Below are 26,414 nucleotides of genomic sequence, written 5' to 3'. Positions count from 1 at the left end.
ATGACCCGGCGCGAGGTCCTCTCAGGGTTTATTCCGAGGAGTGACTTCCGCGGTTTCCTCGCGACGCGCCCGCACGCGATCCTGATCGAGATCATCGGCACGCAGGGCTCGACGCCACGGGAAACCGGGACCTTCATGCTCGTGTCTGACGATGCCATCTGGGGCACGATCGGCGGCGGACAATTCGAATACATGGCGATCCGCAACGCGCGGGAACTGCTCGCCGGCTCCGGCGGCCTGGAAACGATGGACATCCCCCTCGGCCCAGAGATCGGGCAATGCTGCGGTGGGCGAACGCAGTTGCGCTTCCGCAAGGTGACAGGCGGTGTCGTTTCCGAACTGGAGAAAAAGCGAAGCGGCGAAACGGAGCAGCAATCCGAAGTCTACCTCTTCGGCGCCGGCCACGTCGGACGGGCGCTGGCGGCCGCTCTTGCGCCGTTGCCGCTACTGGTAACGCTGGTCGAAACCCGCAAGGAAGAGCTCGCCAATCTACCAGCCGAAGCCCGGACGCGTCTCGTCCCGATGCCCGAAGCGTTGGTTGAGGAAATTCCCTCCGGCGCCGCCGTGGTCATTCTCACTCACGACCATGCGCTCGACTTTCTGATTGCGCGGGAAGCGCTCGCCCGCACCGATCTCGCCTATACCGGCATGATCGGCTCCGCCACGAAGCGTGCCACCTTCTCCAGCTGGCTGCTGCGCGAAGGCAGCGGCGAGAAAAACTGGATGGACAGGCTGACGCTGCCGATCGGCGGCTCGACGGTCAGGGACAAGCGACCCGAAGTCATCGCCGCCATGACCGCCGCCGAGATCCTGACAGCGCTTGCCGCCCATCATCGCCTGAGTTCCGCCTCGTAGCGCGGCTCGCGGCCGTCGAGAAATCCGAGGTCGCGCTTCACACGGTCAGGCATCCCTTCCATATAAAGTCGATCGGCCCGCCGACGGTGGAGGAGCATTATGCGCCCCAACCCGACGATCCAACGCAGGACGCCGTGACCATCCAATTCTCTGCTGTGCTCGATAGCGCTGCTATTGCAGTTCATGACATCACCTCGACAATCTGATCTGTTAGGTTGCAGTTTGCGGAAAAAAGTGATGCAATTCCAATCGAACAACCATCTGCATACATAAAGAGAACTTATCTATGAAGCTGTCGAAGCAATTTCCGCTGAATGCCCTGCGTGTCTTCGAGGCTGTGGCGCGGCTTGGCAGTTTCACGAAGGCCGGCGAGGAACTGGGCATGACCCAGACGGCGGTCAGCTACCAAGTAAAGCTTCTTGAGGAGAATATCGGCGAACCACTCTTCCTCCGCCGACCGCGCCAGATCTCGCTCACGGAAACCGGTGAACGGCTGGCGCCGCGGGTCGCCGAAGCCTTCGAGACGCTGCAGCAGGCCATTGCCGAAGCCCGCGGCGAAACGGAGGTGACGCTGACGATCACCTGCCTGACCACCTTCGCCTCGCAATGGCTGGCGCGCCGGCTGGGCAACTTCCAACTCGCCAATCCACATATCGCCGTGCGGCTCAGCACCTCGGACGCGCTTGTCGATTTCAGCCGCGAAGCTGTCGATGTCGCCATCCGCTCGGGCAACGGCGTGTGGCCTGGCCTGCGGGTGGAGAAGCTGATGGAGGTCTATTTCACCCCGATGCTGAGCCCGGCGCTGGCCGAAAGCATCGGCGGTATCCATGAACCGGCTGACCTGTTGAAGTTGAAGATCTTCGACCCCTCCGATCCATGGTGGCTGCAATGGCTGGAGGAGGCTGGCGTGCGCAGCGCGGGACTTGAGAAACGCATCAAGAGTTTCTACGGCGCTCAGGCCTTCGAAGCGGCGGCGGCCGTGGCCGGCCAAGGCGTCGCCATCCTTACGCCTGCCTTCTATCCGGACGAACTTGCCAGCGGAAAACTCTACCGCCCCTTCGAACTGCAATGTTCCGACGACCGCGGCTATTGGCTGGCTTACCCCGAAAACCGTCGCAACGTTGCCAAGATCCGAGCCTTCCGCAACTGGATTTTGGCGGAAATGAAGGCGGACAGACAGTAATCAGACGTCAATATCCCATCTCGGGCGCGTAGAAGCAGCGCGGCGTATCCTCGTTCGGAAACAGGCAGAGATGGTAGTCGCCATCGCCTGACTTCATCGCCTTGGTCATCGGTAGAAAAAAGACGTGCGCGTGAGTAACAAGACGGTGATCGCCGGGCAGCAATGTCACCCGATAGCCCCGCGGGGTAATTGCAACGCTCTTCGGAGGGATCATCTGACAGTCGCCGGTCTCGTTGTTGCCGTTGCAACAGAAGGGCTCGTAGCTCCAGCCCGTCGGCGCGTCATGGGCGTAAACCCCTGATGCAAAGGCAATCATCACAAACACAAGAATACTGCGCATCGGCATCTTCTCCGTCGATGAATGCGTCGCCGTGATGATGCGGTTCCGACCTCATCGCGGTGGCCTCAAACAGAAGTGTAATCGAATCTTAACATTTCAAGGACCGCCAAATTCCCACCGGGGAGCGATGCCGCCGCGGGCTGGGCGCCCGTCCGTATCCCGCAGGCCGCTGCATTCGGGAAAACAAAAATGGACGCACGCACTTAGTCAGCCTGGGGAAGAGCGCTGATTGACGTGTTTCCCCTTTCCTCCGGCCCGAACTTTTTGCATGGTGCTGAATCGGAGGAAGAACAGGGGAACTGAATGTATGAATACGCCATAGCGTGGGAATGGCTGGCCTTTGCGGCCCGCTGGTTCCACGTCATCACCGCAGTCGCCTGGATCGGCTCGTCCTTTTATTTCATCGCGCTCGATCTCGGCCTGGTGAAGCGTCCGCATCTTCCCGTCGGCGCCTATGGCGAGGAATGGCAGGTCCACGGCGGCGGTTTCTACCATATCCAGAAATACCTGGTGGCGCCGGCGCAGATGCCCGAGCACCTGACCTGGTTCAAATACGAGAGCTATTTCACCTGGCTTTCCGGCTTCCTGATGCTCTGTATCGTCTATTACGGCGGCGCCGATCTGTTCCTGATCGATCGCCACGTGCTCGACGTCAGCGCTCCCGTCGCGATCGCGATCTCGCTCGCCTCGCTCGCCGTCGGCTGGATCATCTATGACCTGCTCTGCAAGTCGCCGATCGGCAAGAACACCTGGGGCCTGATGGTGGTGCTCTATGCCGTGCTGGTGTTCATGGCCTGGGGCTATACGCAGCTCTTCACCGGCCGCGCCGCCTTCCTACATCTCGGCGCCTTCACGGCCACGATCATGTCGGCCAACGTCTTCATGATCATCATCCCGAACCAGAAGATCGTCGTCGCCGATCTCATCGCCGGCCGCACACCGGATGCGAAGTATGGCGCGATCGCCAAGCAGCGCTCGCTGCACAACAACTACCTGACGCTGCCCGTCATCTTCTTCATGCTGTCGAACCACTACCCGCTGGCTTTCGGCACAGCTTACAATTGGGTGATCGCGGCGCTGGTTTTCCTGATGGGCGTGACCATTCGCCATTGGTTCAACACCACGCATGCCCGGAAGGGTCGTCCGACATGGACGTGGATCGCCACCGTCATCCTGTTCATCCTGATCATGTGGTTGTCGACCGTACCCAAGGTTCTGACCGGCGAAAAGGACGCGGCCGCCGAAACCGTCGCGCCCGCTTTCCAGCAGTTTGCCGGCGACCCGCATTTTCCCGCGGTGAAGCAGCTCGTCTCGACGCGCTGTTCGATGTGTCATGCCGCCGAGCCCGTCTATGAGGGCTTGGCGCGGCCGCCAAAGAACGTCGTCCTTGAAAACGATGCCGAAATTGCCGCCCATGCGCGCGAGATCTATATTCAGGCGGGCCGCAGCCATGCAATGCCGCCCGGCAATGTGACCGACATCACGCCGGACGAGCGCAAGCTGCTGGTCGCCTGGTTCGAAAGCGCTGTCGAAGGCAAGAAGGAATGATGACCATCCCCCGCGCCCTGCTTCTGCTTTCTGCGCTGGCCCTTTGCGGCCAGATCGCGACGACGGCCTTGGCGGAGGCGACAACGGCGAGCGACTTTTCGGGGGATCTCAACGCCCTCGGGACGGAGCCGTTCTGGGCCGTGACAATTCGGGCTGACGGCGTGACCTTCAGCCGGCCGGGCGAAGACGATGTCAAAAGCGCAAATCCCGGCCCGGCGGTTGCCCAAGGCGCTGCAACATGGACAGTCCCAGGCGGCGCTGCGCCGTTCACGCTGACACTCACCAAGGAAGCCTGCTCCGACGGCATGTCCGACCGCCACTACACTTTCAAGGCAACGCTGGCATTTCAGGACAAGACACTATACGGCTGCGCCGCGTCTCCGGCAGCGATCGCTGCCCAGCCTGCGCCCTGACGCAAGTCGAGAAGCAGCTTCAACGGCCAGTCTCGCGAGATACCAGAGAGCCGCGCCGCACGACACAAACGAAAACCATGATCGATAAAGGCGAACGCCCATGACACAAACCCTTCTCCGTGGCCGCCTGCTCTCCTTCCTGCGTGCCCCGCAGAGCCTGACCGACACCGAGAGCTACCGCTATGAAGCCGACGGTGGGCTGCTGATGCAGAACGGCCAGATCGTCGCGTCCGGGCCATACGCCGAGGTCAAGGCCAAGGCGGCCGGAGATGTTGCCGAGATCGACCACCGCCCGCATCTGATCATGCCCGGCTTCATCGACATGCATCTGCACTTCCCGCAGATGCAAGTGATCGCCTCCTATGCCGCCAACCTCCTGGAATGGCTGAACACCTACACCTTCCCGGAGGAATGCCGTTTCGTCGAGAGCGCACATGCTGAGCGCATCGCGACCCATTTCTACGACGAACTGATCCGCCACGGCACGACGACGGCGGTTGCCTATTGCTCCGTCCATAAGACCTCGGCCGACGCCTTCTTCTCCGAGGCTATGAAGCGCAACATGCGCATGGTCGGCGGCAAGGTGATGATGGACCGCAACGCGCCGCAGGGCCTGCTTGATACACCGCAGATGGGCTATGACGAGACCCGCCAGATCATCGCCGACTGGCACGGCAAGGGACGCAACCACGTCGCCATCACCCCGCGCTTTGCGATCACCTCCACGCCGGCGCAAATGGAAGCGAGCCAGGCGCTGGCGCGCGAATTTCCGGACCTGCATATCCAGACGCATCTCTCGGAGAACCACGACGAGATCAAGTTCACCTGCGAACTCTACCCCGAGGCGGTCGACTACACCGATATCTACGCCCGCTACGGCCTGCTGGGCGACAAGACGCTTTTCGGCCACTGCATCCATCTCTCGGACCGCGAAGCGGATGCGATGAGCGAAGCCGGCTCGGTCGCCGTTCACTGCCCGACCTCCAATCTCTTCCTCGGCTCCGGCCTCTTCCCACTGAAGGCGCTGGCGCGGCGCGACAAGCCTGTGCGTATCGGCGTCGCCACGGATATCGGCGGCGGCTCGAGCTATTCCATGCTGCGCACGATGGATGAGGCCTACAAGATCCAGCAACTGCTCGGCGAACGCCTGAACCCGCTGGAAAGCTACTACCTCATGACATTGGGCAACGCCCTGTCACTGTCATTGGCCGACAAGATCGGCACGCTGGATAACGGCACCGACGCCGACGTCGTCGTCCTGAACGCCGCCGCTACGCCTGCCATGGCATTGAAGATGGAGGTGGTAAAGACACTGCCCGAAGAACTCTTCCTGCTTCAGACCATGGGTGACGACCGGGCAATCGTCGAGACCTACGTGGCCGGCGTCGCTTTCAAGAGCACAATCTAGGGCAGCCGGGACCGGACGGCCGCGATTACTCGGATTCCAACATCGATACAGGCCGCCGCAGTGGCAGCCTGTATCGATGCGGAAGGATTACATCGTGCCCATGCTTTTCATTGCGTTGTCCATGTGCATCTTGCAGTCGTCCATCTTCTTGGCCTTCATCGAATCGTGAGCCATCATCATTTCCTTGGATGCCATCTCCTTCTTTTCCTTCATCATCGGATCGGTCATTCCGTCGATTTTCGTCTGCATTTTCATCATCGACGCATTGTCGCATTTCGCCTTCATCATAGTCTCTGCGGCAAGCACCGGCGTGACCGATACCGATGCCAGAACAATGGCAGCCAGGGTGAATTTCAACATCGTCTTCTCCTCATTGTGGGCACCATTGCCCGTTGGTAAAGCCGCTCAGATTCCCGCGTACCATTCGTAACCACGATCTTCCCAGAACCCGCCTTTGCCGCCCCACAGGCCGGCGAAGCTGTCCTTGATCTCGATCCTCATCAGGTATTTCGCGTGCTTGTAGCCGAGGTGCCGCTCGACCCGCAGGCGCAGCGGCGCGCCGTGGGCGACCTCGAGATCCTTGCCGTTGAGCTGATAGGCAAGAAGCGTCTGCGGGTGGAACGCATCTATGAGATCAATGCTCTCGTAATAAGTGCCGCTGCCGTCCATCGTCTGTTCAAGCTGATCAGCACAATAGAACACAGCATAGCGCGCACCAGTCTTCAGGCCCGCGCTCTGCAGCAACGGCCCCAAAGGTGTGCCGGTCCATTTGCCGATGGCGCTCCAGCCCTCAACACAGTCATGACGGGTGATCTGTGTGCGCGATGGAAGCAGCTTCAGGTCGGAAAGAGAAAGGGCGACGGGACGCTCTACCAAACCGTCGATCTTTAGCCGCCAATCGGCGAACCCATTTTCCACAAGGCGAGCATACTCTTCGCTATCGGGCTGACTGGTCCCGTTTGGCTTGAAGGTCGGCGAAATATCCGCCTCCGAGAATTCACGAGCCAGCTTGTTCTTGGGAACCAATAGCCGCTGGCTTTTCAGCGTCAGTTGCTCTGCCATTGCGAGAACATTTTGAACGTTGGCATCCTGGGAAACGTCATCGCAGCCAGTCAGGCCGATAGCCCCGAGCCCCACGGCCGATCCGATCAACAGACGACGGCGTGTGATCGAAAAGGTCATTTATCGTCTCCTGCAATTTCAATGGCATAGCGACCGGTGATCATCGAACGCAGGTTGTTCCAAAGGCCGGAGAGAATGACCATTGAGACGTGCAGGATGACGAAGAGAACGATCGACCATGCACAGATGAAGTGAATGGAGCGCGCTGACTGCCGCCCGCCGAAGACATCGAGCAGAAACGGATATCCCGCGTCGATGCCGGGGGACATGGTCAAACCGGTCGCCAGCATTAGCGGCAGCAGAACGAAGATCACGGCGAGGTAAACCAGCTTCTGCAGGACATTGTAGTGACGCGCTTTCTCACCCTTTGGAAAGCGCAACCGCGCATGGTCGGCAATCTCTTGCTTGAGATGACGCGGCGACATCTCCTCCGCGCTAGGCGCCAGATCACGGCGGAAGTGCCCCGTTGCGACGCCATGCAAGGTGTAAACCAGCCCGTTGATGACGAAGAGCCAGGCAAAGAAAAAATGCCACCGGCGACCTGTTGCCAAGTCCTGATAGCTCGGTATCGTCGACCACGACGGGAAACCTCGTTGCGCTGCATCGTCACCGGCCCCCGAAATGCCCAGAATACCGGTCGTCGTTACAGTGAGACTGCCAACTCGCAAAATGCCGCGGAAACCATCTCCTTCTTCGACCGCCTCGATCGAAAGCCATGAGGGATCGGCGTCGGCGCCATATTGCCCCCAATAGAGGGCCGGATGCGCATTGAATATCTGGAGTCCGCTCATCAAAAGCAGGCTAAGACAGAGCACGTTGATCCAGTGCGTGAGACGAGTCAGCGCCGAATGGCGTTGAATGAACGTCGTCCTTGGCGCTCCCGGCGGTCTTTCGTCGTAGTCTTCGATCGTCGCCATGGTCGTCCCTCGACGCCGGGTTGCGGGCGTCTCATGGCAAGTACGGGAGGCAAGCGAGATTTGTTACACCAAGGATGAGATTGTTGTGGCGGCCGCTCGAGGTCGTCTGGTTTTTGACAGTGGATGTCGGCATAGCGAAACCGCCAGAGAGAACGGCTACAACAAGCCATTGAGCGGCATCCTAAAACGCGATCTCGGGCTGTTGACTTGATGGGTATTCTGCAGGCGTGTACCACTTAACGTCGCGACCATGGCAGCGGTTTGGGCCAGCTTCAATGCCTCACCGCGAGATTGGCCGCCGCTTTGATTTCGTGCATGCAAGGAGATTGCCACGCTAGATCGAGCGGCATGTGATCGCTCGAAGCCCGACAATCCTCCAAGAAACCTCAAGCAACAGCGTTGGAGAACTTTTCGACGCTTCCATCGGTCCCGGAGGAGTATACATTGCCCAAAAGCACAGCCACGACACTCGGACTTGTCTTCTGCCTGCTTGCAACACCGCTTGCCGTTCCAACCCCGGCGCATGCCGTCACCATCAATATCAATATCGGAACCAACCTCAACCACGGCCGGCCGATCACCTGCCGCGAAGGGGAATGGCGGATCCGCGACCGTGGCTTCCGCGACGTGCGCCGCATCGATTGCCGCGGCCGCTTTTTCGTCTACCGCGCATGGCGTGGCGCCCAGCGTTTCGAAATCTCCCTCGATCGCCGAAATGGCCGCGTCGTGGACTTCCGCCGTATCCGAAGATAATCGCTCAGGCAGAGCCTTGGCGCAGCGGGCGTGAGAGTAGCGGCTGAAGCGACACTTCAGGCGCCCCGGACGCAGGCCCTCGTCACGCCCGTCGGTAGATCTGGGCGATGGAGCCCTTTGGGAAAACGCGCGAGCTGATCAGCTCCAGGCGCCGCGGCTGGGCAAGCCCCGAGAAAATCGGCAGGCCTTGGCCCAGGGCCAGCGGGTAGACCGTCAGCATATATTGATCGACCAGATCCTCGGCGATGAGGCTCCGCGCGAAGGTCGCACCGCCATGGGCGATGATCGGCTTGCCTTCTCCAGCCTTCAACTTGGAGATCTCGTCGGCGAGGTTGCCGCTCGCCACGTAGGCATCAGCCCAGCTTTCTGCTCCCGGCTGAAGTTCTGTCGAAGGCGCACTCTCTGCCTTGGCCGACAAGATCGCGTTTCCCTGCTTCGAGAAGACCGCCTTGGGTATCTGGTTCATCGGCGGAGCAAAGGCGTTCGTGGACGTCGGCCAGAAGCCGGCCATCCCCTGGAATGTGCGGCTGCCCATGATGTGCAGGCTGGCACCCCAGGCCTTCTCCAGTTTCCAGGCAATGGCCTCCTGATCACCCGAAAATATCCACTCGGTCTCGCCCGCGGAACCGCTGACAAAGCCATCGAGCGACATCGACATGGCCAGGATCAACTCTCTCATCACTTCCTCCTTGCATCGATTGCACCAAGGACGAGCGGGACTAGCTGGTCCCGACACCCCTCATTCACCAAACACAAGAAACGAACCGGACCGACGCTCGAACGCGGCGCGCGACCCTGCGCGCGGCTCAACCGGCAGGCCTCACCGCCCGCACAAGGCATCCGTCACGGCCCGCACCAGCGGCACATCCTTGATATCGGTGTGCACGGCAAGCCAGAGATCACGGGTGATTGCCGCGCCCTCAACCGGCAGCTGCGTCAGCCCCTGGCCCGCGGCGATGAAATCCGGCAGCAGGGCCACGCCGCCTCCAGCCTTCACTGCCGTCAGCTGAAACTCGAGCGTCGAAGCCCGGATTGCGATCGGCCGTCCGGCGGCAATCTCCGCCAACCGCTCCTCCTGTGGCGACGATGCCATCGCCTCGTCATAACCGACGAACGTCCAGTCGCGCTCGTCGGTCGTCTCGGCGTAACAAGGTGCCGCATAGGCATGAAAGCCGAGTTCGCCGATCTTCCTGACCGTGAGATCGCCGCTCTCCGGTCGGCTGAGCCGCACGGCGATATCCGCCTCCCGCCGCCCAAGCGATGCATAGCGCGTCTCCCCGATGACTGTGACACGGATGCCCGGATGGCGCTGCCGCAGCCTCACGAGCGGCGCCGCAAGAACCACGCCGGCATAAGCCGGCGGTGCGCTGATGCGGACTTCGCCGACGTGGCGCTGATCGGCTCCGATGCCGCCGCGCTCGATCGTCATCGCATCTGCGCTCATGCGCTCTGCAATGGCTGCGACCCGTTCGCCCTCGGCCGTCAGCTGGATCCGCCGTCCGCGCCGGTCGACCAGTTTCGCACCAATTTCCTGTTCGAGATGCGCCACGCGGCGCGATACCGTCGCATGCTCTACGCCAAGCGCCCGGGCTGCGCCCGACAAGGTCCCCAGACGCGAAAGCGCCAGTAGATGCCGCAGATCTTCCCAATCCATCATTGATCATATTTTCCCATTGAATGTGAAATCATAGGTAATTTTCAATCACACAGCCAGCCTCCATCTTGGACTCCAAGCCAACTCCAGGAGACCGAGCATGGACATCGCAATCACCCTGACTGCTCCCGGCGGCATCGAGCAGCTCACTGTCGTGCCGCAGCAGCCACAAGCGCCTGAAGCAAACGAGATCCGCGTCCGCCACGACGCCATCGGCGTGAACTTCCTTGATATCTATCACCGTAAGGGCCTCTATCCGCTGGCGTCCTATCCCGCCATCATCGGCGCGGAAGGCGCCGGCGTGGTCGAGGCGGTCGGCTCCGAGGTCACAACGCTCTCGCCCGGCGACCGCGTCGCCTACATGGGCGCTCCCGTCGGTGCCTACGCCTCCACGCGCCTGCTGCCGGCGCACCGGGCAATCCGCCTGCCCGACCACGTCGCCTCGACGCAGTTCGCCGCTACCCTGCTAAAGGGGATGACGGCCTACATGCTGCTCACCCGCACCTATGCCGTCACCTCGGCATCGACCATTCTGGTCCATGCAGCCGCCGGCGGGCTCGGCACGCTTCTCGTGGGCTGGGCAAAGCACCTCGGCGCCACCGTGATCGGCGCGGTCAGCAGCGAAGAGAAAGCGGCATTGGCGCGCGCCAACGGCGCCGATCATCTGGTCATCGGCCGCGACGCCGATCTCGTCGGCGAAGTCATGGCGCTGACCGGCGGGCGCGGCGTCGACGTTGGCTATGACGGCATCGGCGGGGCGATGCTGGCAAAGACCATCCAATGCACCCGTCCCTTTGGCATGGCTGCGAGCTTCGGCCAGGCAGCAGGGCCGATACCGCCGGTGGCGATCGAGGCGCTTCGTCCGAACCGCTCGCTGTCGCACCCAAGCATCATGGCCGCGAGCACCGATGCGGACTTTTATGCCGAGGCCGCCGTTGCCGTTATCAACGCCATCGGGCTCGGCATTCTGTCGCTTCCAGTCCGCGAATTCGTGCTTGCGGACGCGGCCGTCGCGCACACTGAGCTGGAGGCTGGACGCAGCAGCGGCAGCCTGCTTCTCATCCCCTGAGCACGTACCGGCGCGTGGCAAAAGATACCGTTTCGAATGCAATTTTTATGTGATATGGCCCGTTGCATTGTTCAGGTTTGAAAGTCTTATCCATGGCCACGCCTCTCACCATTGCCGATCTGAAATCACTCGCCCAGCGCCGCGTTCCGAAGATGTTTTTCGATTATGCGGATTCCGGTGCCTGGACGGAGTCGACCTATCAGGCGAACGAGAGCGATTTTGCCAAGATCAAGCTGCGCCAGCGCGTTCTGGTCGACATGACCAACCGTACGCTTGAGACGACGATGATCGGCCAGAAGGTCTCGATGCCGGTGGCCCTCGCGCCGACCGGCATGACCGGCATGCAGCACGCGGACGGCGAAATGCTGGCAGCCCGCGCAGCCGAGGAAGCTGGCGTTCCCTTCACCCTTTCCACGATGAGCATCTGCTCGATCGAGGACGTCGCATCGGTGACGACAAAGCCCTTCTGGTTCCAGCTCTACGTGATGCGGGACAAGGACTTCGTCATGAACCTGATCAACCGCGCCAAGGCCGCAAAGTGCTCGGCGCTGGTGCTGACCGCCGACCTGCAGATCCTCGGCCAGCGCCACAAGGACCTGCGCAACGGCCTGTCCGCACCGCCGAAGTTCACGCCGAAGCACATCTGGCAGATGGCGACGCGCCCCTTCTGGTGCCTCGACATGCTGCAGACCAAGCGTCGCAGCTTCGGCAACATTGTCGGCCACGCCAAGAACGTCTCCGACCTCTCCTCCCTCTCCTCATGGACGGCCGAGCAATTCGATCCCCAGCTCTCTTGGGATGACGTCGCCTGGATCAAGGAAAAGTGGGGCGGCCCGCTGATCATCAAGGGCATCTGCGACGTCGAGGACGCCAAGTCCGCGGCTGAAACCGGTGCCGATGCCATCATCGTGTCCAACCATGGCGGCCGCCAGCTTGATGGCGCCCCCTCTTCGATCAGCATGCTGCCGCAGATCGTCGATGCCGTCGGACACAAGATCGAAATCCACCTCGACAGCGGCATTCGTTCCGGCCAGGACGTGCTGAAGGCGATCGCCCTCGGCGCCAAGGGCACCTATATCGGCCGCCCCTTCCTGTACGGTCTCGGCGCCATGGGCAAGGAAGGCGTGTCGCTGGCACTCAGCATCCTGCGCAAGGAGATGGACGTCACCATGGCACTCTGCGGCAAGCGCGACATCAACGATGTCGACTCCTCGATCATCCTGGGCCGCCAGTAAGCTAGCCTAGCCTAGCGCACCCAGCCCGTCGCAAGCGCGCCTGCCCAATCCGGGCGGGCGTTTTCTTTTGCGAGCCGCGACATCGCCATGTGGTCGTAAGCGACCGTTCGGAACTGTGGCAACCACCCCTCAGCAGACGTCTCGATGATGCAGTAGGACGCCAGCGGATGGCCCGCCTCGACCTTGTGCTCGTAAGGCAGGTCATCGCTGTAGGCGGGGCAGCCGACGCTGCCGGGATTGACGATCAAACGGCCATCGGAAAGGCGCCCGACCCGGGGAACATGGCTGTGGCCGCACAGGATCAGCGGAAACCGGATACCCTCAGCCAGTGCCTCGATCTCTTCGAGAGGCTTCACGAACACATGCCCTTCGGGCGAGACGGATTCCAGCCAATAGGTCTGGTCGTCCTCGGGCGTCGCGTGGCAGAGATAGGCCAGGTCGCGATAGACCGCGCTGAACGGCAGGCTGCGCAGCCAGTCCAGATGACGTGGCGCCAATTGCGAATAGGCGTGCTGCTCCCACGACGGCATGGCATCCGCCGAGCTTTCGATCAGATAGCGGTCATGGTTGCCTCGCACAGTCACCGCATCCAACGCCATCAACGTGTCCGCGGCTTTGCCCGCCTCGAGCGGCCCACTCAGGCAATCGCCCAGATTGACGATCTCGTCGATGCCCTGCGCCCTGATGTCGGCAAGCACCGCCTCGAGCGCAAGATGGTTACCATGGACATCCGCGATCGCCGCAAAGCGCATCGATCAGCTCCCGCGATAGGTGGAGTAGCCATAGGGCGAGATCAGCAGCGGCACATGATAGTGCCCGCGCTCGTCGGCGATGCCGAAACGGATCGGCACGAGATCGAGAAAGGCGGGATGCGGCAACGCCACGCCTGTTCCCCGCAGATAATCGCCGGCATGAAACAAAAGTTCGTACGTGCCGGCCTTGAAGCTCTCGCCGGAGAGGATCGGTCCGCCATCGACGCGGCCGTCGGAATTGGTCATCACCGTCTTGATATGGTGGCGAACGTCGCCTTCGAGATGAAACAGCTCGATCTTCAGCCCTTCGGCCGGCTTGCCGGAGGCGGTGTCGAGAACATGTGTGGTCAGTCCGGTCATAAGGCGGGCTCGCTGATAATGAAGGGTGTATCGAAAAAGAACTCTTCCAGATTGTTGCCCGGTCCATCGCGATCGACAACGAGGAAATCACTGACGGCGCCCAGCGACATCAGCGGATGGTGCCAGACATTCCTGAAATAATTGACGCCCTGGTCGCCGCGCGCCAGGAAAACGTGCGGACGGCCCGGCCGATCGCCCTCGTCTTCCGAGACGACGACGAGAAAGGGACGGCCCGAAATCGGCGAGAAGCTCTGGCTGCCGAAGGGGTGACGCTCCATCATGCCCACCGCGTACGGAAACGCCCGCGGCTGGCCACGGAAAAGGTTGATGATAACACGCGCGCCCTCGCCTGCTGCTTCCGCCGACGCCAGCGCATGAAAGCGCTCGGTCGTGCCATTGTTGATGAACCGCATCGTCGCAGGATCGGCTTCGATGACCTCGCCGAACGGCATGAAGGCCGATTTGGTAAGGGGCTGGATGTCGAGGAATTCAGTCACGGTTATTCGCCTTGAATACGCCAGTGGCGTAAGGAATCGAGTTGGGAAATCAATGTCTCAAGGTCGCTCCTCACGGTGCTCCAGATCGCCGTCAGATCGGCTCGGTAGTAGTCGTGAACCATCAGGTTGCGCATACCCCGGATCTTGCTCCACGGTATCTCGGCGTGATCACGCAGAAAGTCTGGGTCATCGGCAGCGATCCGCGCGGCGGCTTCGCCGAGCAGTACAAGCGACATAGTAACCGCAAGCTGGGTCCGCACGTCTGATAGAAAGTCATGCAGCTCCATATCATCCGTCAGCATCCGCGCCTGTTCTGCGGCGGCCTGCATCCGATCAATGTAGTCAACCAATCTGCCTGCGCTCATATTCTTGCCGCTTCGGCTAGCACCCGGTCCCGAATCTTCGGAGGCAAGCCTCCCGGCGTTACAAGATCCACCTTCACCCCCAAAATATCCTTCAACTCCTCCAGCAGTCCGCCGAGATCGAACAGGGTGGTGCCGGGAAGCGTATCGACCAGAATATCCAGATCGCTATCCGCCCGGTCCTCGCCGCGCGCCACCGAGCCGAAGACACGCGGGTTCGTCGCGTTGAAGCGCGTCGTCGCTTCGCGGATCGCCTGCCTGTTCTTTTCCAGCGCTTCCGATGGTTTCATCGCGTCAGACCTCTCGCCCGTAACTATAAGCCACGGACATGAAAGAGCAAACCGGCCTCAGCGCTCGGGCAGCAGCGCCGTCAGCCGCAGCAGCGCGATCCGCTCCACCTGCGCTGTCGCCGTCGCGAATTCCTCGTCGCGGCTGTTGTCGATCCGCGTTTCGAACGCCGCCAGAATGTCGTCCTTGTTCAGTCCCTTCACAGCGATGATGAAGGGAAAGCCGAATTTCTCGACATAGGCCGTGTTGAGTGTCGTGAAGCGCGCATGTTCGTCGGCGTTCAGCCGGTCGAGACCCGCGCCGGCCTGCTCCTGTTTGCTGTCTTCGGTCAGTTCGCCAGCGATCGCCAACCGCCCTGCCAGATCAGGGTGCGCGCGCAGCACGCCCAGCCGCTCTTCCGGGCTCGCGGCGCGAAAGATCGCGACGAGCGCCGTGTGAACGCGATCGACCGTGAGTTCGTCGCCTACGAAGCCATCGTCATAGGCTCGCTCGGCAATGAACGGTGAATGCTCGAACACGCCGCCGAAGCGGGATACGAATTCGTCCCGGGAGATCATCAGATCGTCTCCGGCTTGTGGTGCTGATGCCAGTGCTCGGCGATCTCGATCCGTCGCGGGATCCATACCTTGTCGTGCTTCAGCACATATTCCATGAAGCGCTTGAGAGCCGCTGCACGCCCGGGACGCCCGACCAGTCTGCAGTGCAGGCCGACAGACATCATCTTCGGACTGCCTTCCTTGCCTTCCTCATAGAGCGTGTCGAAAGCGTCCTTGAGGTAGGTGAAGAACTGATCGCCGGCGTTGAACCCCTGCGGCGTCGCAAACCGCATGTCGTTGGTTTCGAGCGTATAGGGGATGATCAGGAACGGCTTGTCATCCACGCCCTTCACCCAGTAGGGCAGATCGTCGGCGTAAGAGTCCGACGAATAAAGGAAACCGCCCTCTTCCTGCACGAGCCGCAAGGTGTTGTCCGACGGCTTGCCCTGATACATCCCGTACGGACGCTCGCCCGTCAGCTCGGTGTGCAGGCGCACGGCTTCCTGAATGTGCTTGCGCTCGAGATCTTCGGCGAAGTCCTTGTATTCCAACCAGCGGTAGCCATGGCTGGCGATCTCCCAGCCCGCTTCCTTCATCGCCGCGACGGCTTCCGGATTGCGCGCCATTGCCAGCGTTACGCCGTAGACGGTCGCCGGAACCTTCAGATCCGTGAACATGCGCCACAGCCGCCAGAAGCCGGCGCGCGAGCCGTACTCGTAGATCGACTCCATGTTCAGGTTGCGCTGGTTTGGCCACGCGGCAGCACCGACGATTTCCGACAGCAGGTTTTCGGAGGCCGGGTCACCATCGAGGATCGAGCTTTCGCCACCCTCCTCGTAGTTGATGACGAACTGAACGGCGACACGGGCATCGCCCGGCCACTTCGGATCGGGCGTATTGCGTCCGTAACCAACGAGATTGCGCGGATAAGTCTCGGATACCATGAAATCACCTTCTGAAAGTCGGGCGAACGGTAGCATCCGGGCAGCGAATGTCGAGACGGAAAGTACGCAACAGAGTTTTGCCTTTACGGCACAACCCCTTAGGCCGGGACCGCAACGCGCTCCCGCCGCGCGCTGACCTTCCCCATCGGATGCAGCGAATGCACCCGGAACGGCCCGCCATTGCCCTCCTCGAACAGCAGCGCGACATTCGAGACCTTCACCGGCTCGGCGAGCACCTGGTCGAAGACCCCGCGCAAGGCCTGCTCGATGCGCGGCATGTCCTGCTGGCTGACCGGCCCGGTCAGCGGCATGTGAAACCTGAACTCGTCCATGACATGCGGGCATCCCCAGCGATGCAGGTTGGCAAATTGCGCGGCCGAGAGACCATCGGGATCGCAGCGCTCGATATCGGCATCGCTGAGCGGCGCACGAAAATGGTCGAACTGCTGCACGATCGCCGAGGCAAGATAGTGGATGTGCTCGCAAGGCAGCGACGGAACAAGGCTGTAGAACGCGGCCGTGCGCGCGACTTCGAGCTGGCGGATGTGAAACGGCGTCAGCGTGCCGCAAAACCGCATCAGATCGCGCAAAAGTTGAGCTTCTGAAACATCCGGCGCAAGCCGGAACGGCGCCTTCAGGATACCGTGAAATCCGTAGCGTCTCGGCACCGCGGTATGGAACGCAATTTCGTGAATGCTGAGGCCGCGAATTGCCGTGGGCTCGACCATGTCGCCCGAGAACACATTTCGCCCAAGCCAGTTTGCGGCGGCATGCGACAAGGGATCGCTTGCAGCGGGGGTAAAACAAATGGCGTAGCGCATGCGGTTCCTCCGTCGGAAACTGGCGCGCCGCTCCACAGCGCTGCCATTGCGCATGCAGATAGGTGATTTGCATGACAGAATAACGAAAGGCAGCAAACGCTAATTCACGTTTAGCGTGAAGCGACCTGAATATGGCTGGCGAAATGGAAGCTTTCGGGCAGCTCGAACGACGGCTTGCGCCCCGCAACCTCACTGACGACAGATTCGGCCAGACGGTGGGCAAGGCCGAAGCTCACCTTGAATCCGCCGGTCAGCGCGACCAGCCGTTCATGGTCGGGATGCGGCCCCACCATCGGATCCCGGTCGATAGCCTTGGGGCGCAAACCCGCCCAACGCTCGACCACCGGTGCATCCGCCAGAATCGGAACGAGCTCCCGCGCGCTGGCCAGCAGAGCATCCAGTTGAGCGTCCGTGGCGTAGGGATCGCTGAAACGGTTCTCGCTCGTGCTGCCGATGGCGACATGGCCACCCTCGTGGGCAACAACATAGAGCCCGTCGCGGAAAATCGTCGGCAACGACGGATCGACATCGGCCTTCAACAAGGCCGCCTGCCCCTTGACGGCTTGCCCCAAGGGTTGCGTCAGTCCATCGGTATAGCTGGAGAGCAACGGGAAAGAGCTGTGGCCGCCGGCGACGATACAATGACCGAAGGCAATATCCCCGGCTTCCGTGACCGCGACATTGCGCGTGAGGTCGATATCCGCCAGCGCATTGTTCTCGACGATACGCACATGCTTTGCGTCACGCAGGAATGCGGCAAGCGCGGCCACAAGCGCGCGCGGCGCCACCCGACCGGCAAGCGTGTCATGCACGAAACCACCTTCGACGTCTCCCGCTTCCAGCCAACCGCCAACGGGCGGGGCATCAAGGACATGCCAGTGAAAACGGCGGGCGCCGGCGTGCCACTGACGCTCGCCATCGGCGCTATGGCCGAGAGCGATATTGCGCAGGTGCGGCTTCGGCAGAGGTATGAGGCGACCGGAGCGCCGGTAACCTGCGGAACGACCGGTCGCACTCTCGATTGCCGCGATTTCGGTCTCCAGCGACACCAGCGCATCGAACTGGAATTGCTTCTTGCCGTTCCATTTGTCCGGCATGTGCGGCATCAGCGCGCCCAGCAATCCGCCGCTCGCGCCATGGCCGAGTTGCCCGGCGTCGATCAGGATCGTTTCGATGCCAAGACGCTCGGCATGAACGGCGGCCCAAAGGCCCATTATCCCGCCGCCGACGATCAGCAGCGCTGCAGACGATTGACCCGAGGGCAAGGCCGGACTATCGGCTGTTGGCATGACAGATACGGATCCCGATCAGATTGGCAAAACAAACCAGCCGCTTGAATGGCGCGACGGCGATATGCCCTATTCGCCGGCCTTTGGCGATCATTTTTATTGCCAAACCGACGGCCGGCTCGAATGCGGCCATGTCTTCCTGGCAGGCAACGGCTTGCCTGAGCGCTGGCAGAACCACGCCTCGCTCCTGATCGGCGAGCTGGGATTCGGCACCGGCCTGAATTTCGCAGAGACCTGGCGTCAGTGGAAGCAGCACCGCGTTGGAGGCCAGCACCTGCATTTCATGTCGTTCGAGCTCTACCCCATGCAGGGCGCAGAGATCGATCGCGCATTGTCGCACTGGAGCGAGATCGACACCGAGCGCAAGGCACTGGTCGCGGCCTGGCCGGAAGTGCCCGAGGCGACGGTGCGGCTAGACCTGGATGACCAGACCACGCTCAGCGTGGTCTGCGGTCGGGCAATCGATGGCGTTGCAGCCGCAGATCCCGGGTTCGATGCCTGGTATCTCGATGGGTTCGCGCCGTCGCGCAATGCCGACATGTGGTCGCAGGAACTGATGCAGCTGGTCTGCGCCAAGACGCGGCCCGGCGGCACCTTCGCCACCTATGCCGCGGCAGGCTTTGTCAGGCGCAACCTGATTGCATCAGGCTTTGCCGTCTCGCGCCGCAGCGGCTTTGCCGGCAAGCGCGAGATGCTGTGTGGCGTCAAGTCCTAGCGCCCGCGGCTGGGAGCCATCAGGCAGTTTGGACCCAGTCGGTCGTTTCGGTGACATAGGGGGCGAAAAGGAAGTCGCGGATCGCCGCGATCTCGTCGCCCCGCCATTCAATGATGACGAAATGCGACGGATGTTCCGAACGGCTGACACTGTCGAACACCAGCATTGCCGGTTGTCCATCAACAGCACCATTTGAGAACCGCCATTTCGGCTCGGCGGCATATCGCGAGAAGTAGACGCCGGTCTTCTCGCGCCCTTCCAGTTTGAGCCGGTTTACCAGATCAAGCTTCACATCCTCCGCCAAGATCGCGCGAATGGCGTCGAACTCGCCGCGCTGAAACAGCTGGACATAGGTCCTCATTTTCTGAAAGTCGGCCTCCGACATCATCGGCACCAGAACATCCCCTGACATCTGCGCCAGATGTCGCAGGGTCTTTCGTCCCCTCTGGAGCGCCGATTTGGCCGCTGCCGGTGTGCAATCAGCTATCTCGGCAACCTCCTCCACCGAGTGGCCAAGCACATCCTTCAGGATGACCGCGCAGCGCTGGAGTTCAGGCAACTGCAGAAAGGTGCGAAAGCCAATGGCGAGTACGTCGGCCTCAGGCATGGGACGATCTTCGATATCGTCGGTCAGCGGAACGACCACCTGACGCCTCCCACGGCGGAGGTGGTCGATACAGGTGTTGTGGGCGATGCGCAGCAACCATACCTCCAGGTTGTCGACCTCCGTCCCCTCCCTGTGCGCCCGCAGGGCCTTGACGAGCGTATCCTGAACGGCATCCTCGCCGTCCAGGACAGAACCGGTAATCCGCGCGCAATAGCGGTGCAGGCGCGGCCTCAGCGCTTGAATGCTGTCTTCGAACTCCTGATCAGTCATGCTTCAAGCCTCACAGGACAATCCCCATTCGAGAGTCCGAAGGTTACACCGGTCCCTTTCATGGCTCCCCTCAGCGACCCCGTTCGAATACGAGTTCGCCAACCGTCGACTCGAAGTTCGCCAGTTCCCGGATCTTGGGGAAATAGGCGACCATGCGAACATCGCTCCGCATCGCTTGCACGGCAGCCGGCGTCTCCCATTCGGAATAGATGACAACGCTGGTACCGTCTTTGGAAGCGATCAGCCGGCTGCCCCTCCAGCCGTCGAGGCTGCGGATAACCGTTTCAATGTTGTGCTCCAGCATCGATATCAGCTCTTTCTGGCGGGTCGGATCAACCTTCAGCGTGTTGACGAGAACAACGGAATTGTCGGCCATTTGAATGTCTCCTCTCATGTGGACATACAAAAGACGAAGCGTGGACGGGAAACGGATCGCAGTGTCACGATTTCTTTTTGCAGGCCAGCGCCTAACTTGCCGCACCGCCGACCTGCTGCGCCCCATTGCCGAGCCACAGGCTGATCTTTTCCTCGAGAAGCTCGGGGCTGATCGGCTTCGACATGTAGTCGTCCATGCCGGCGTCGAGGCAAAGCTCCCGGTCGCTTTCCAGCGCATGCGCCGTAACGCCGACGATCGGGACGCGGTGTCCCTGCCCCCGTTCCATCGACCGGATACGGCGCGTCGCGTCGTGACCGTTCATGACGGGCATCGAGACGTCCATCATGATGATGCGCGGCGTGTATTTTTCCCAGGCCTCGACTGCCTCCTGGCCGTTGTTGACGACAAGAAACTTCAGCCCCGTGGCCTGCAGGATCTGCGTGAACACGATCTGGTTGACGTCGTTATCCTCGGCGACCAGTACATCGATAAACGATGCCGCGGGCTCCGGTTTCGCCTGCAGCGGAGCGTCTGGCTCCGGCAGCGCTGGCGCCTCCAAAATCTGCCGGATGCTGCCGTCGGCGGTCGCAAGGCGGATCCTGTTGGCCCGCACCACCTCGACGATCGTATTGCGAAGCACATTTGCCCGCGCCGGCTTCATCAGATGGGCTTGACCGTTGAGTGCCGCAAACTCCTTTTCCGTACCCGAGATATCCATCGAAGTCAGGAAGATGATCGGTAGCTCGTTGAAGCGATCGTCCGTGCGCAGCTTTCTCGCGATATCCGCGCCGTTCATACCGGGAATTTGGTAGTCGAGAACGATAGCGTCGATCCCGACGCCGAATTCATGGGCTCCCTCAAGGATCTCCAGCGCCTCGATGCCATTTTCGGCAGCGGCGCTGTCAAAGCCCCAGAGAGCCAGTTGCTCGGTCAGTATCTGGCGGTTCACCGCATTGTCGTCCACGACGAGAATGTGCGCGCCCTTGACGTTGATCGGCAGCGGCTTCGGATCGATCCTGGCTGCGGCAACGGTAAACGGCAGGCTGACCGTGAAGACCGATCCTTGCCCCAGCTTGCTTTCGACATCGATATAGCCGCCGAACAGATCAACGAGACCGGCCGTGATGGCAAGCCCCAGGCCCGTTCCTTCATGACGTCGCGTCGAAGAGGAATCGATCTGCGAAAACTTCCCGAAAATGGAATCGAGACGGTCCTGCGGCATGCCGATGCCGGTGTCCTCGATGCGGATCCTTGCCATGATCTCGTCCGCCGCGCCGACGGTGTGGCTAATATCGACAAGCACATGGCCACGCTCGGTAAACTTGACGGCGTTGCCGACAAGATTGGTAACGATCTGGCGAAAGCGACCGGCATCGCCGATGATGGCGGCCGGCAGGTCCGGTGCCGCCCTCACCAGAAGTTCGATCCCCTTTTCCGCGGCAAGCGACGATAGCAGCGTCACCACGTCCTCGATCGCCTCGACTGCATCGAAGGTCATCCTTCGAAGTGTCATCTGCCCGGAGTCGATCTTGGAGAAATCGAGGATGTCGTTGATGATGGTCATCAGCGCATTGCCGGATTTCACGATGATGTCGACGAAGGTCTTCTGGCGGGTATCGAGATTGGTCTTGGCCAACAGTTCCGCCATGCCGAGCACGCCATTCATGGGTGTACGGATTTCATGGCTCATGTTCGCGAGGAATTCGGATTTCACCCTGTCGGCCGCCTCGGCTCGCGCCAACAGCAGCTGCAGCTCCTCTTCGCGGCTCTTGGTGGCCGTTATGTCGGTAAAGAGCGCGACCCAGTGCCGTCGCTCGCTGACGGCGACCTCCATCTGAACCCAGCGGCCATCGGACACGCGAAACATCACCGAGACCGGCTGCCCCTCGACAAGGCTCTTGCGTAGCCCATCGACCAGAACGGCCGGATCATCCGCGAAATCGCCGCGCGCAGCGCAGAATGTGAAGAGCTCGCTCCAGTCCCGTCCGGCATCGAGATAGTCGTCCGGAATATCGAGCATCCCGGCGAGCGCATCGTTGCCCAGCAGGATCTTGCCGTCCTGGATGATCAACAGTCCCTGCGACATCGCCTGCGTCGCATCCTGCATCAGTTCCCCAAGGCTCTCCAGGGCTTCGCGAGCCGCGTGGATTTCCTTTTCGTGCAGGCGGATGGCAGAAATATCGGCGTAGGTGAGGAGAATGCGCCCTCTCGATATCCGTCGGCTATCGACGATCAGAGATGTGCTGCTCCAATTGATCTCGGCAGCCGGCGATTGCTCTTCCGCACGGAACTGTGTGACGCGCCGTTCGAACATCTCCTCGGCAGTCACTCCCTGCCCGTAGCGGCCAAGCGCGTGATTATACTCGACGAGTTCCCGGAAAGAGCGATTGTCGAAGCTGCCTTGCGGCAGATCGGAGATGTCATAGAATGCCGCGTTACCATAAAGGATCGTCAGATCATCCTCGAGAATGAGAACGCCGACCGGCAGGGAGTTCAGGATACTGGCGATGTCGCGGTGCAGAACCTCCGACTGGGCCTGTGCTGCAATCAGTTCCTGCTCGCGCCCCTTCAGCAGCGAGACGTCGGAGAAGGAACCGACGACATAGCGCTTGCCTTCGCTCCCTTCGACCCGATTGATACGGGCAAGCACGGGATAGAGCTTGCCGCCGGCACCGGGTAGCAGGCTCTCGACCTCAGTCGCTTCGCCGCTTTCCAGGACCGCGACATTGCCGCGGCGAATGACATCTCCCGCATGATCGCCGAATATTTCCTGCTCGGTTTTTCCGAGAACGTCAGCGCGGGATTTACCCGTGAAGATCTCGTAGCACTGGTTTGCATAGACGAGCCGGTGCTCCTCGTCACGAACGAAGGCCGCGACCGGCAGCGCCTCCATGATCGCGCGCAACAGCCCGACCTCGGACGCCTCGTCGCCAATGCGCGCCTGAGGGTTGCCCGCTATGCGCTCTGCGCCTCTACGCTGCGTCTCAAAGAGGCCGAGTACATAGATCCGCCCTTCCGACGGCATGAAGCTCTCGATCCGCACCCGGTCGTGACCAATCCCCGCCGCGTCGAAGCAGTTGGCGCTTTCCTCAGTGCCGAACACAAGCGCCCGGCGCTCCTTGTCTTCGCGGTCCTCTTCCTCCGGGCGATCAAACAGCTCGAGGCTGCGGCAGCCGATGAAGTCGGAAATGTCCTTCCCGAAGAAATCCGCATAGGCCTGGTTGACCGCGACATATCTGAGTTCGCTGTTCTTGACATAGGCCGGGGTACCCAGATCTGCGATCCGGCGGCATGCCAGTTCGAGAAGGTCCCCGCTTGATCTCAAAAAAAGCTCCCGCGCAAATCGATTAAGGAAATGGTCCGTCGGGAGGAACATACTCGCAAGCCTTTTAATAAGGCATTAACCATGACGGCCACCCACAAAAACAATGTTCGCCGGCTTCAAGTCTAACGGCAGGAACGCCCTGCATTCAGGGACTTCATGCCAATATGTCCGCAAGCAAATCCCGCGGAACTGTGCTACCATTTGGCGCGTTGTTTATTTGCCGCAAAGCCGCAAACCACCGGCCAGCACTGCCAGTGCGCTTTCTGCTGGCGGCGTGAAGAACAAGCCTCGTCCACGAAAGGAGACGAACGTGTCCGTACTTCATAAAAGCATGGCGGCGGGCCTGATGGCGTTGATTTTGACCGGCACATCGATCGTGCCCTTGACACCGGCAGCGGCCCACGATGATTTCTGGGGCGGTGTTGCGGCAGGCGCTGTTGGCGGCGTGCTGCTCTCGCAGGCGGTCCGTCCCTATCCCTACACCTACGGATATCCCGACGGCTACGGCTACCCGTATGCCTACGGCTATCGTTACGGATATCCCTATCGGGCCTACCGGCCTTACACAGGCTATTACGGCGGCGGCTATCCGGTGTACCGTTCACAGTACCGGCCTTACTATTATCATTCCTATCGCCGTTGCCACACAGAATGGCGGCGCGGCAGTTGGGGAGATAGTTACAGGGTCAGTGTTTGCCCCTATTGAGCCTGAACCTGGCTCGCAGCGCCGCTTGCCAGGCGGCGCTCTGGCGCCTTTATCGGGCGTTCCCCTTGACATTCCAGCCGAACTAGACCAAATGCAGGCCAGCTTTCACCTTCCGGCCGCCGCGTGAGCGTGCCCCTGCCAGCAAATAGGATGCAGGAAGAAGGGCAAAAGCGCATTTCGAATAGACCGCATCCCAAGACGCGGCAGAAGCGCTGGAAAGCTTTTTCCAACAAGACAAGTTCCCACTTCACGCGGGGTTCTTGACGCCAGAGTAAAACCGGATCGCATGCTGCATTCCGGCGATATTGTTTTGGCGCGCCCTAAAAAGGTTATGACTTGACCAATTTTGAATCGCTTGGTGTCTCCAAGCCGATCGTCGCCACACTGTTCCAGCTCGGCATCGAAACGCCGACCCCCATCCAGGAAAAGGCGATCCCGCTTCTTCTCGAAGGCCGCGACCTGATCGGTCTCGCCCAGACCGGCACCGGCAAGACGGCCGCATTCGGCCTGCCGCTGATCGAAAAGCTGATCCCGGAAGAACGCCGCCCCGACAACCGTACGACCCGTACGCTGATCCTGGCGCCGACCCGCGAACTGGTCAACCAGATCGCCCAGAACCTGAAGAACTTCCTGCGCAAGTCGCACCTGCGCATCAACGTCGTCGTCGGCGGCGTATCGATCAACAAGCAGCAGCTGCAGCTTGAAAAGGGCACCGACATCCTGGTCGCCACCCCCGGCCGTCTTCTCGATCTCGTCGCCCGTCGCGCCATCGGCCTGACTGCCGTGCGCTACCTCGTACTCGACGAAGCCGACCAGATGCTCGACCTGGGCTTCGTGCATGACCTGCGCAAGATCTCCAAGATGGTGCCGAAGCGTCGCCAGACGATGCTCTTTTCCGCCACCATGCCGAAGGCGATCGCTGATCTCGCCGCAGACTTCCTGACCGATCCGGTCAAGGTCGAAGTGACGCCTCCGGGCAAGGCTGCCGACAAGGTCGAGCAGTATGTTCACTTCGTCAACGGCAAGAACGACAAGACCGACCTCCTGAAGAAGTCGCTCTCCGAGAACCCCGATGGCCGCGCCATCGTCTTCCTGCGCACCAAGCACGGCGCCGAGAAGCTGATGAAGCATCTCGAGCACGTCGGCTATTCCGTCGCCTCGATCCACGGCAACAAGAGCCAGGGTCAGCGCGAACGCGCGCTGAAGGCCTTCAAGGATGGCGATATCAAGACGCTGATCGCGACCGACGTCGCCGCTCGCGGCATCGACATCCCGGCTGTCAGCCACGTCTACAACTACGATCTGCCTGAAGTGCCCGACGCCTACGTCCACCGCATCGGTCGTACTGCCCGCGCCGGCCGCGACGGCATCGCGATCGCTTTCTGCGCACCGGATGAAACCCGTCTGTTGCGCGATATCGAGCGCCTGATGAACATCTCGATCGCGGTTGCCAGCGGCGAAGCCCCGGCCAACATGAACGCGGCGCCGAAGCGCGGCAGCGGCAATGGCCACCGTGGTCAGGGCCAGGGTCGTGGCGGTGAAGGTCGTGGTGGCGAAGGTCGCGGCGATGCCCGTGCCCGCCGTCCGGAGCGTCGTGCGCGCCCCGAAGCCGGTGACGAAGTCCGCGCCAACAACGAGGAGCGCCGCGAGCGTCGTCCGCGTCCGGAACGCCAGACCCAGCGCAACGAAGACTTCCGCGGCCAGCGCCGTGGCGAGGCTACACCGATGACGGCAGGTCCGGATAACGATCTGGTAACGACGTCGGACTTCCGCGGTGCAGGCGCAGCCCGCAAGCAACAGCGCCCACAGCATGGCAACCACGGCAGCGGCGACGCAAACCGCCATCATCCCGGCGGCGGCGCGCGCAACGCCCACGGCCGCCCTGCTCGCAAGCACGGCGAAGACCGCGGTGCACATGCGAATGGCGGCGGCGGCGAGCGTGGCGAACGTCGCGAAGGCAATGGTGGCAACCGCCGCGGTGGTCCGTCGCGCGGCGGTAACGGCGGCCAGCGCCGCGAACGCGCATAAGCGACAGCACTGAAAGACAATCGACGGCGGGAGAAATCCCG

At 61.4% G+C, this 26,414-nt stretch carries 29 protein-coding genes; 11 read left to right on the top strand and 18 right to left on the bottom strand.

What is annotated here, in order from left to right; translation table 11 throughout:
- Complete coding sequence (gene xdhC / locus A6U87_RS08745) at positions 1 to 855, top strand: xanthine dehydrogenase accessory protein XdhC (RefSeq protein WP_065690871.1); 855 nt, start codon at positions 1 to 3, stop codon at positions 853 to 855.
- A gap of 286 nt (positions 856 to 1,141) precedes the next feature.
- Positions 1,142 to 2,038, top strand: coding sequence for a LysR substrate-binding domain-containing protein (locus A6U87_RS08735; protein WP_065690869.1), 897 nt, complete (start codon positions 1,142 to 1,144; stop codon positions 2,036 to 2,038).
- A 7-nt stretch (positions 2,039 to 2,045) separates the two neighbouring features.
- Here the strand turns inward: A6U87_RS08735 and A6U87_RS08730 are convergent, their stop codons facing one another.
- Entirely contained in the window at positions 2,046 to 2,378 is a 333-nt protein-coding gene (locus A6U87_RS08730) for a hypothetical protein (RefSeq protein WP_065690868.1), read from the bottom strand.
- Positions 2,379 to 2,681: 303 nt separating this feature from the next.
- On the opposite strand from A6U87_RS08730, the gene puuD reads away from it, so the two are divergent.
- From puuD to guaD, 3 genes are all read left to right on the top strand, one after another.
- A complete protein-coding gene (puuD, locus tag A6U87_RS08725) occupies positions 2,682 to 3,926 on the top strand; it encodes a urate hydroxylase PuuD (protein WP_065690867.1) in 1,245 nt (414 codons plus the stop codon).
- Positions 3,923 to 4,339: a COG3650 family protein gene (locus A6U87_RS08720; protein WP_065690866.1), complete on the top strand. Its 417-nt coding sequence runs from the start codon at positions 3,923 to 3,925 to the stop codon at positions 4,337 to 4,339. The genes puuD and A6U87_RS08720 overlap by 4 nt, the downstream gene beginning before the upstream one ends.
- 100 nt (positions 4,340 to 4,439) lie before the next feature.
- Entirely contained in the window at positions 4,440 to 5,747 is a 1,308-nt protein-coding gene (gene guaD / locus A6U87_RS08715; protein WP_065690865.1) for a guanine deaminase, read from the top strand.
- A gap of 87 nt (positions 5,748 to 5,834) precedes the next feature.
- Here guaD and A6U87_RS08710 read toward each other — a convergent pair whose 3' ends face one another.
- From A6U87_RS08710 to A6U87_RS08700, 3 genes are read right to left on the bottom strand one after another with little or no spacing between them, the layout of a single operon-like run.
- A complete protein-coding gene (locus A6U87_RS08710; RefSeq protein ID WP_065690864.1) occupies positions 5,835 to 6,107 on the bottom strand; it encodes a hypothetical protein in 273 nt (90 codons plus the stop codon).
- A 45-nt stretch (positions 6,108 to 6,152) separates the two neighbouring features.
- A complete protein-coding gene (locus A6U87_RS08705) occupies positions 6,153 to 6,929 on the bottom strand; it encodes a molybdopterin-dependent oxidoreductase (RefSeq protein WP_065690863.1) in 777 nt (258 codons plus the stop codon).
- A complete protein-coding gene (locus A6U87_RS08700) occupies positions 6,926 to 7,786 on the bottom strand; it encodes a cytochrome b/b6 domain-containing protein (RefSeq protein ID WP_065690862.1) in 861 nt (286 codons plus the stop codon). Before A6U87_RS08700 ends, A6U87_RS08705 begins: the two co-directional genes overlap by 4 nt.
- Positions 7,787 to 8,230: 444 nt before the next feature.
- On the opposite strand from A6U87_RS08700, the gene A6U87_RS08695 reads away from it, so the two are divergent.
- Positions 8,231 to 8,539, top strand: a complete 309-nt coding sequence (locus A6U87_RS08695) for a hypothetical protein (RefSeq protein ID WP_065690861.1) — start codon at positions 8,231 to 8,233, stop codon at positions 8,537 to 8,539.
- A gap of 82 nt (positions 8,540 to 8,621) precedes the next feature.
- Here A6U87_RS08695 and A6U87_RS08690 read toward each other — a convergent pair whose 3' ends face one another.
- Both A6U87_RS08690 and A6U87_RS08685 read right to left on the bottom strand, forming a co-directional pair.
- Positions 8,622 to 9,218 (bottom strand): dihydrofolate reductase family protein, encoded by a 597-nt coding sequence (locus tag A6U87_RS08690; RefSeq protein ID WP_065690860.1) that lies wholly within the window; start codon positions 9,216 to 9,218, stop codon positions 8,622 to 8,624.
- Between the two features lie 141 nt (positions 9,219 to 9,359).
- Positions 9,360 to 10,196: a LysR family transcriptional regulator gene (locus A6U87_RS08685; RefSeq protein WP_065690859.1), complete on the bottom strand. Its 837-nt coding sequence runs from the start codon at positions 10,194 to 10,196 to the stop codon at positions 9,360 to 9,362.
- Between the two features lie 97 nt (positions 10,197 to 10,293).
- Here A6U87_RS08685 and A6U87_RS08680 point away from each other — a divergent pair, with 97 nt between their 5' ends.
- Both A6U87_RS08680 and A6U87_RS08675 read left to right on the top strand, forming a co-directional pair.
- Entirely contained in the window at positions 10,294 to 11,262 is a 969-nt protein-coding gene (locus A6U87_RS08680) for a quinone oxidoreductase (protein WP_065690858.1), read from the top strand.
- Between the two features lie 92 nt (positions 11,263 to 11,354).
- The gene (locus A6U87_RS08675) at positions 11,355 to 12,497 is read left to right on the top strand and encodes an alpha-hydroxy acid oxidase (protein ID WP_065690857.1); all 1,143 of its coding nucleotides are present in this window, start codon (positions 11,355 to 11,357) and stop codon (positions 12,495 to 12,497) included.
- Between the two features lie 11 nt (positions 12,498 to 12,508).
- Here the strand turns inward: A6U87_RS08675 and A6U87_RS08670 are convergent, their stop codons facing one another.
- The 9 genes from A6U87_RS08670 to A6U87_RS08630 form a co-directional block, all read right to left on the bottom strand.
- Positions 12,509 to 13,249: a metallophosphoesterase gene (locus A6U87_RS08670; protein WP_065690856.1), complete on the bottom strand. Its 741-nt coding sequence runs from the start codon at positions 13,247 to 13,249 to the stop codon at positions 12,509 to 12,511.
- 3 nt (positions 13,250 to 13,252) lie between these two features.
- Positions 13,253 to 13,609, bottom strand: coding sequence for a hydroxyisourate hydrolase (uraH, locus tag A6U87_RS08665; protein WP_065690855.1), 357 nt, complete (start codon positions 13,607 to 13,609; stop codon positions 13,253 to 13,255).
- Positions 13,606 to 14,106 carry an ureidoglycolate lyase gene (locus A6U87_RS08660; protein ID WP_065690854.1) on the bottom strand — a complete coding sequence of 167 codons (501 nt, stop codon included), beginning with the start codon at positions 14,104 to 14,106 and terminating at the stop codon, positions 13,606 to 13,608. The genes uraH and A6U87_RS08660 overlap by 4 nt, the downstream gene beginning before the upstream one ends.
- 2 nt (positions 14,107 to 14,108) lie before the next feature.
- On the bottom strand, positions 14,109 to 14,471 hold the full coding sequence (locus A6U87_RS08655; protein WP_065690853.1) for a DUF86 domain-containing protein: 363 nt from the start codon (positions 14,469 to 14,471) through the stop codon (positions 14,109 to 14,111).
- On the bottom strand, positions 14,468 to 14,758 hold the full coding sequence (locus A6U87_RS08650) for a nucleotidyltransferase family protein (protein WP_065690852.1): 291 nt from the start codon (positions 14,756 to 14,758) through the stop codon (positions 14,468 to 14,470). The genes A6U87_RS08655 and A6U87_RS08650 overlap by 4 nt, the downstream gene beginning before the upstream one ends.
- Before the next feature lie 57 nt (positions 14,759 to 14,815).
- A complete protein-coding gene (gene uraD, locus A6U87_RS08645; protein ID WP_065690851.1) occupies positions 14,816 to 15,313 on the bottom strand; it encodes a 2-oxo-4-hydroxy-4-carboxy-5-ureidoimidazoline decarboxylase in 498 nt (165 codons plus the stop codon).
- Positions 15,313 to 16,236, bottom strand: coding sequence for an allantoinase PuuE (puuE, locus tag A6U87_RS08640; protein WP_065690850.1), 924 nt, complete (start codon positions 16,234 to 16,236; stop codon positions 15,313 to 15,315). The genes uraD and puuE overlap by 1 nt, the downstream gene beginning before the upstream one ends.
- Before the next feature lie 98 nt (positions 16,237 to 16,334).
- A complete protein-coding gene (locus tag A6U87_RS08635; protein ID WP_065690849.1) occupies positions 16,335 to 17,057 on the bottom strand; it encodes a DUF1045 domain-containing protein in 723 nt (240 codons plus the stop codon).
- Positions 17,058 to 17,167: 110 nt separating this feature from the next.
- Entirely contained in the window at positions 17,168 to 18,346 is a 1,179-nt protein-coding gene (locus A6U87_RS08630) for an FAD-binding oxidoreductase (protein WP_065690848.1), read from the bottom strand.
- On the opposite strand from A6U87_RS08630, the gene mnmD reads away from it, so the two are divergent.
- Positions 18,345 to 19,061 (top strand): tRNA (5-methylaminomethyl-2-thiouridine)(34)-methyltransferase MnmD, encoded by a 717-nt coding sequence (gene mnmD, locus A6U87_RS08625; RefSeq protein ID WP_065690847.1) that lies wholly within the window; start codon positions 18,345 to 18,347, stop codon positions 19,059 to 19,061. The genes A6U87_RS08630 and mnmD overlap by 2 nt on opposite strands.
- Positions 19,062 to 19,080: 19 nt before the next feature.
- Here mnmD and A6U87_RS08620 read toward each other — a convergent pair whose 3' ends face one another.
- The 3 genes from A6U87_RS08620 to A6U87_RS08610 all read right to left on the bottom strand — a co-directional run bounded on the left by A6U87_RS08620 (position 19,081) and on the right by A6U87_RS08610 (position 23,639).
- Entirely contained in the window at positions 19,081 to 19,938 is an 858-nt protein-coding gene (locus A6U87_RS08620; RefSeq protein WP_065690846.1) for a sigma-70 family RNA polymerase sigma factor, read from the bottom strand.
- Positions 19,939 to 20,008: 70 nt separating this feature from the next.
- The gene (locus tag A6U87_RS08615) at positions 20,009 to 20,314 is read right to left on the bottom strand and encodes a putative quinol monooxygenase (RefSeq protein ID WP_065690845.1); all 306 of its coding nucleotides are present in this window, start codon (positions 20,312 to 20,314) and stop codon (positions 20,009 to 20,011) included.
- A 91-nt stretch (positions 20,315 to 20,405) separates the two neighbouring features.
- Positions 20,406 to 23,639 (bottom strand): response regulator, encoded by a 3,234-nt coding sequence (locus A6U87_RS08610; protein WP_065690844.1) that lies wholly within the window; start codon positions 23,637 to 23,639, stop codon positions 20,406 to 20,408.
- 310 nt (positions 23,640 to 23,949) lie between these two features.
- On the opposite strand from A6U87_RS08610, the gene A6U87_RS08605 reads away from it, so the two are divergent.
- Entirely contained in the window at positions 23,950 to 24,345 is a 396-nt protein-coding gene (locus A6U87_RS08605) for a hypothetical protein (RefSeq protein ID WP_065690843.1), read from the top strand.
- A 336-nt stretch (positions 24,346 to 24,681) separates the two neighbouring features.
- Positions 24,682 to 26,373: a DEAD/DEAH box helicase gene (locus A6U87_RS08600; RefSeq protein WP_065690842.1), complete on the top strand. Its 1,692-nt coding sequence runs from the start codon at positions 24,682 to 24,684 to the stop codon at positions 26,371 to 26,373.
- Positions 26,374 to 26,414 lie beyond the last annotated feature (41 nt).

This window comes from Rhizobium sp. AC44/96, from assembly GCF_001692185.1.
Taxonomy (GTDB): domain Bacteria; phylum Pseudomonadota; class Alphaproteobacteria; order Rhizobiales; family Rhizobiaceae; genus Rhizobium.
This window is presented reverse-complemented; position numbering and strand designations above follow the sequence as displayed.

Coding starts and splice junctions, on each gene's coding strand:
- xdhC (WP_065690871.1), top strand. CDS start 1: ATGACCCGGCGCGAGGTCCTCTCAGGGTTTATTCCGAGGAGTGACTTC.
- A6U87_RS08735 (WP_065690869.1), top strand. CDS start 1,142: ATGAAGCTGTCGAAGCAATTTCCGCTGAATGCCCTGCGTGTCTTCGAG.
- A6U87_RS08730 (WP_065690868.1), bottom strand. CDS start 2,378: ATGCGCAGTATTCTTGTGTTTGTGATGATTGCCTTTGCATCAGGGGTT.
- puuD (WP_065690867.1), top strand. CDS start 2,682: ATGTATGAATACGCCATAGCGTGGGAATGGCTGGCCTTTGCGGCCCGC.
- A6U87_RS08720 (WP_065690866.1), top strand. CDS start 3,923: ATGATGACCATCCCCCGCGCCCTGCTTCTGCTTTCTGCGCTGGCCCTT.
- guaD (WP_065690865.1), top strand. CDS start 4,440: ATGACACAAACCCTTCTCCGTGGCCGCCTGCTCTCCTTCCTGCGTGCC.
- A6U87_RS08710 (WP_065690864.1), bottom strand. CDS start 6,107: ATGTTGAAATTCACCCTGGCTGCCATTGTTCTGGCATCGGTATCGGTC.
- A6U87_RS08705 (WP_065690863.1), bottom strand. CDS start 6,929: ATGACCTTTTCGATCACACGCCGTCGTCTGTTGATCGGATCGGCCGTG.
- A6U87_RS08700 (WP_065690862.1), bottom strand. CDS start 7,786: ATGGCGACGATCGAAGACTACGACGAAAGACCGCCGGGAGCGCCAAGG.
- A6U87_RS08690 (WP_065690860.1), bottom strand. CDS start 9,218: ATGAGAGAGTTGATCCTGGCCATGTCGATGTCGCTCGATGGCTTTGTC.
- A6U87_RS08685 (WP_065690859.1), bottom strand. CDS start 10,196: ATGATGGATTGGGAAGATCTGCGGCATCTACTGGCGCTTTCGCGTCTG.
- A6U87_RS08680 (WP_065690858.1), top strand. CDS start 10,294: ATGGACATCGCAATCACCCTGACTGCTCCCGGCGGCATCGAGCAGCTC.
- A6U87_RS08675 (WP_065690857.1), top strand. CDS start 11,355: ATGGCCACGCCTCTCACCATTGCCGATCTGAAATCACTCGCCCAGCGC.
- A6U87_RS08670 (WP_065690856.1), bottom strand. CDS start 13,249: ATGCGCTTTGCGGCGATCGCGGATGTCCATGGTAACCATCTTGCGCTC.
- uraH (WP_065690855.1), bottom strand. CDS start 13,609: ATGACCGGACTGACCACACATGTTCTCGACACCGCCTCCGGCAAGCCG.
- A6U87_RS08655 (WP_065690853.1), bottom strand. CDS start 14,471: ATGAGCGCAGGCAGATTGGTTGACTACATTGATCGGATGCAGGCCGCC.
- A6U87_RS08650 (WP_065690852.1), bottom strand. CDS start 14,758: ATGAAACCATCGGAAGCGCTGGAAAAGAACAGGCAGGCGATCCGCGAA.
- uraD (WP_065690851.1), bottom strand. CDS start 15,313: ATGATCTCCCGGGACGAATTCGTATCCCGCTTCGGCGGCGTGTTCGAG.
- puuE (WP_065690850.1), bottom strand. CDS start 16,236: ATGGTATCCGAGACTTATCCGCGCAATCTCGTTGGTTACGGACGCAAT.
- A6U87_RS08635 (WP_065690849.1), bottom strand. CDS start 17,057: ATGCGCTACGCCATTTGTTTTACCCCCGCTGCAAGCGATCCCTTGTCG.
- mnmD (WP_065690847.1), top strand. CDS start 18,345: ATGACAGATACGGATCCCGATCAGATTGGCAAAACAAACCAGCCGCTT.
- A6U87_RS08630 (WP_065690848.1), bottom strand. CDS start 18,346: ATGCCAACAGCCGATAGTCCGGCCTTGCCCTCGGGTCAATCGTCTGCA.
- A6U87_RS08620 (WP_065690846.1), bottom strand. CDS start 19,938: ATGACTGATCAGGAGTTCGAAGACAGCATTCAAGCGCTGAGGCCGCGC.
- A6U87_RS08615 (WP_065690845.1), bottom strand. CDS start 20,314: ATGGCCGACAATTCCGTTGTTCTCGTCAACACGCTGAAGGTTGATCCG.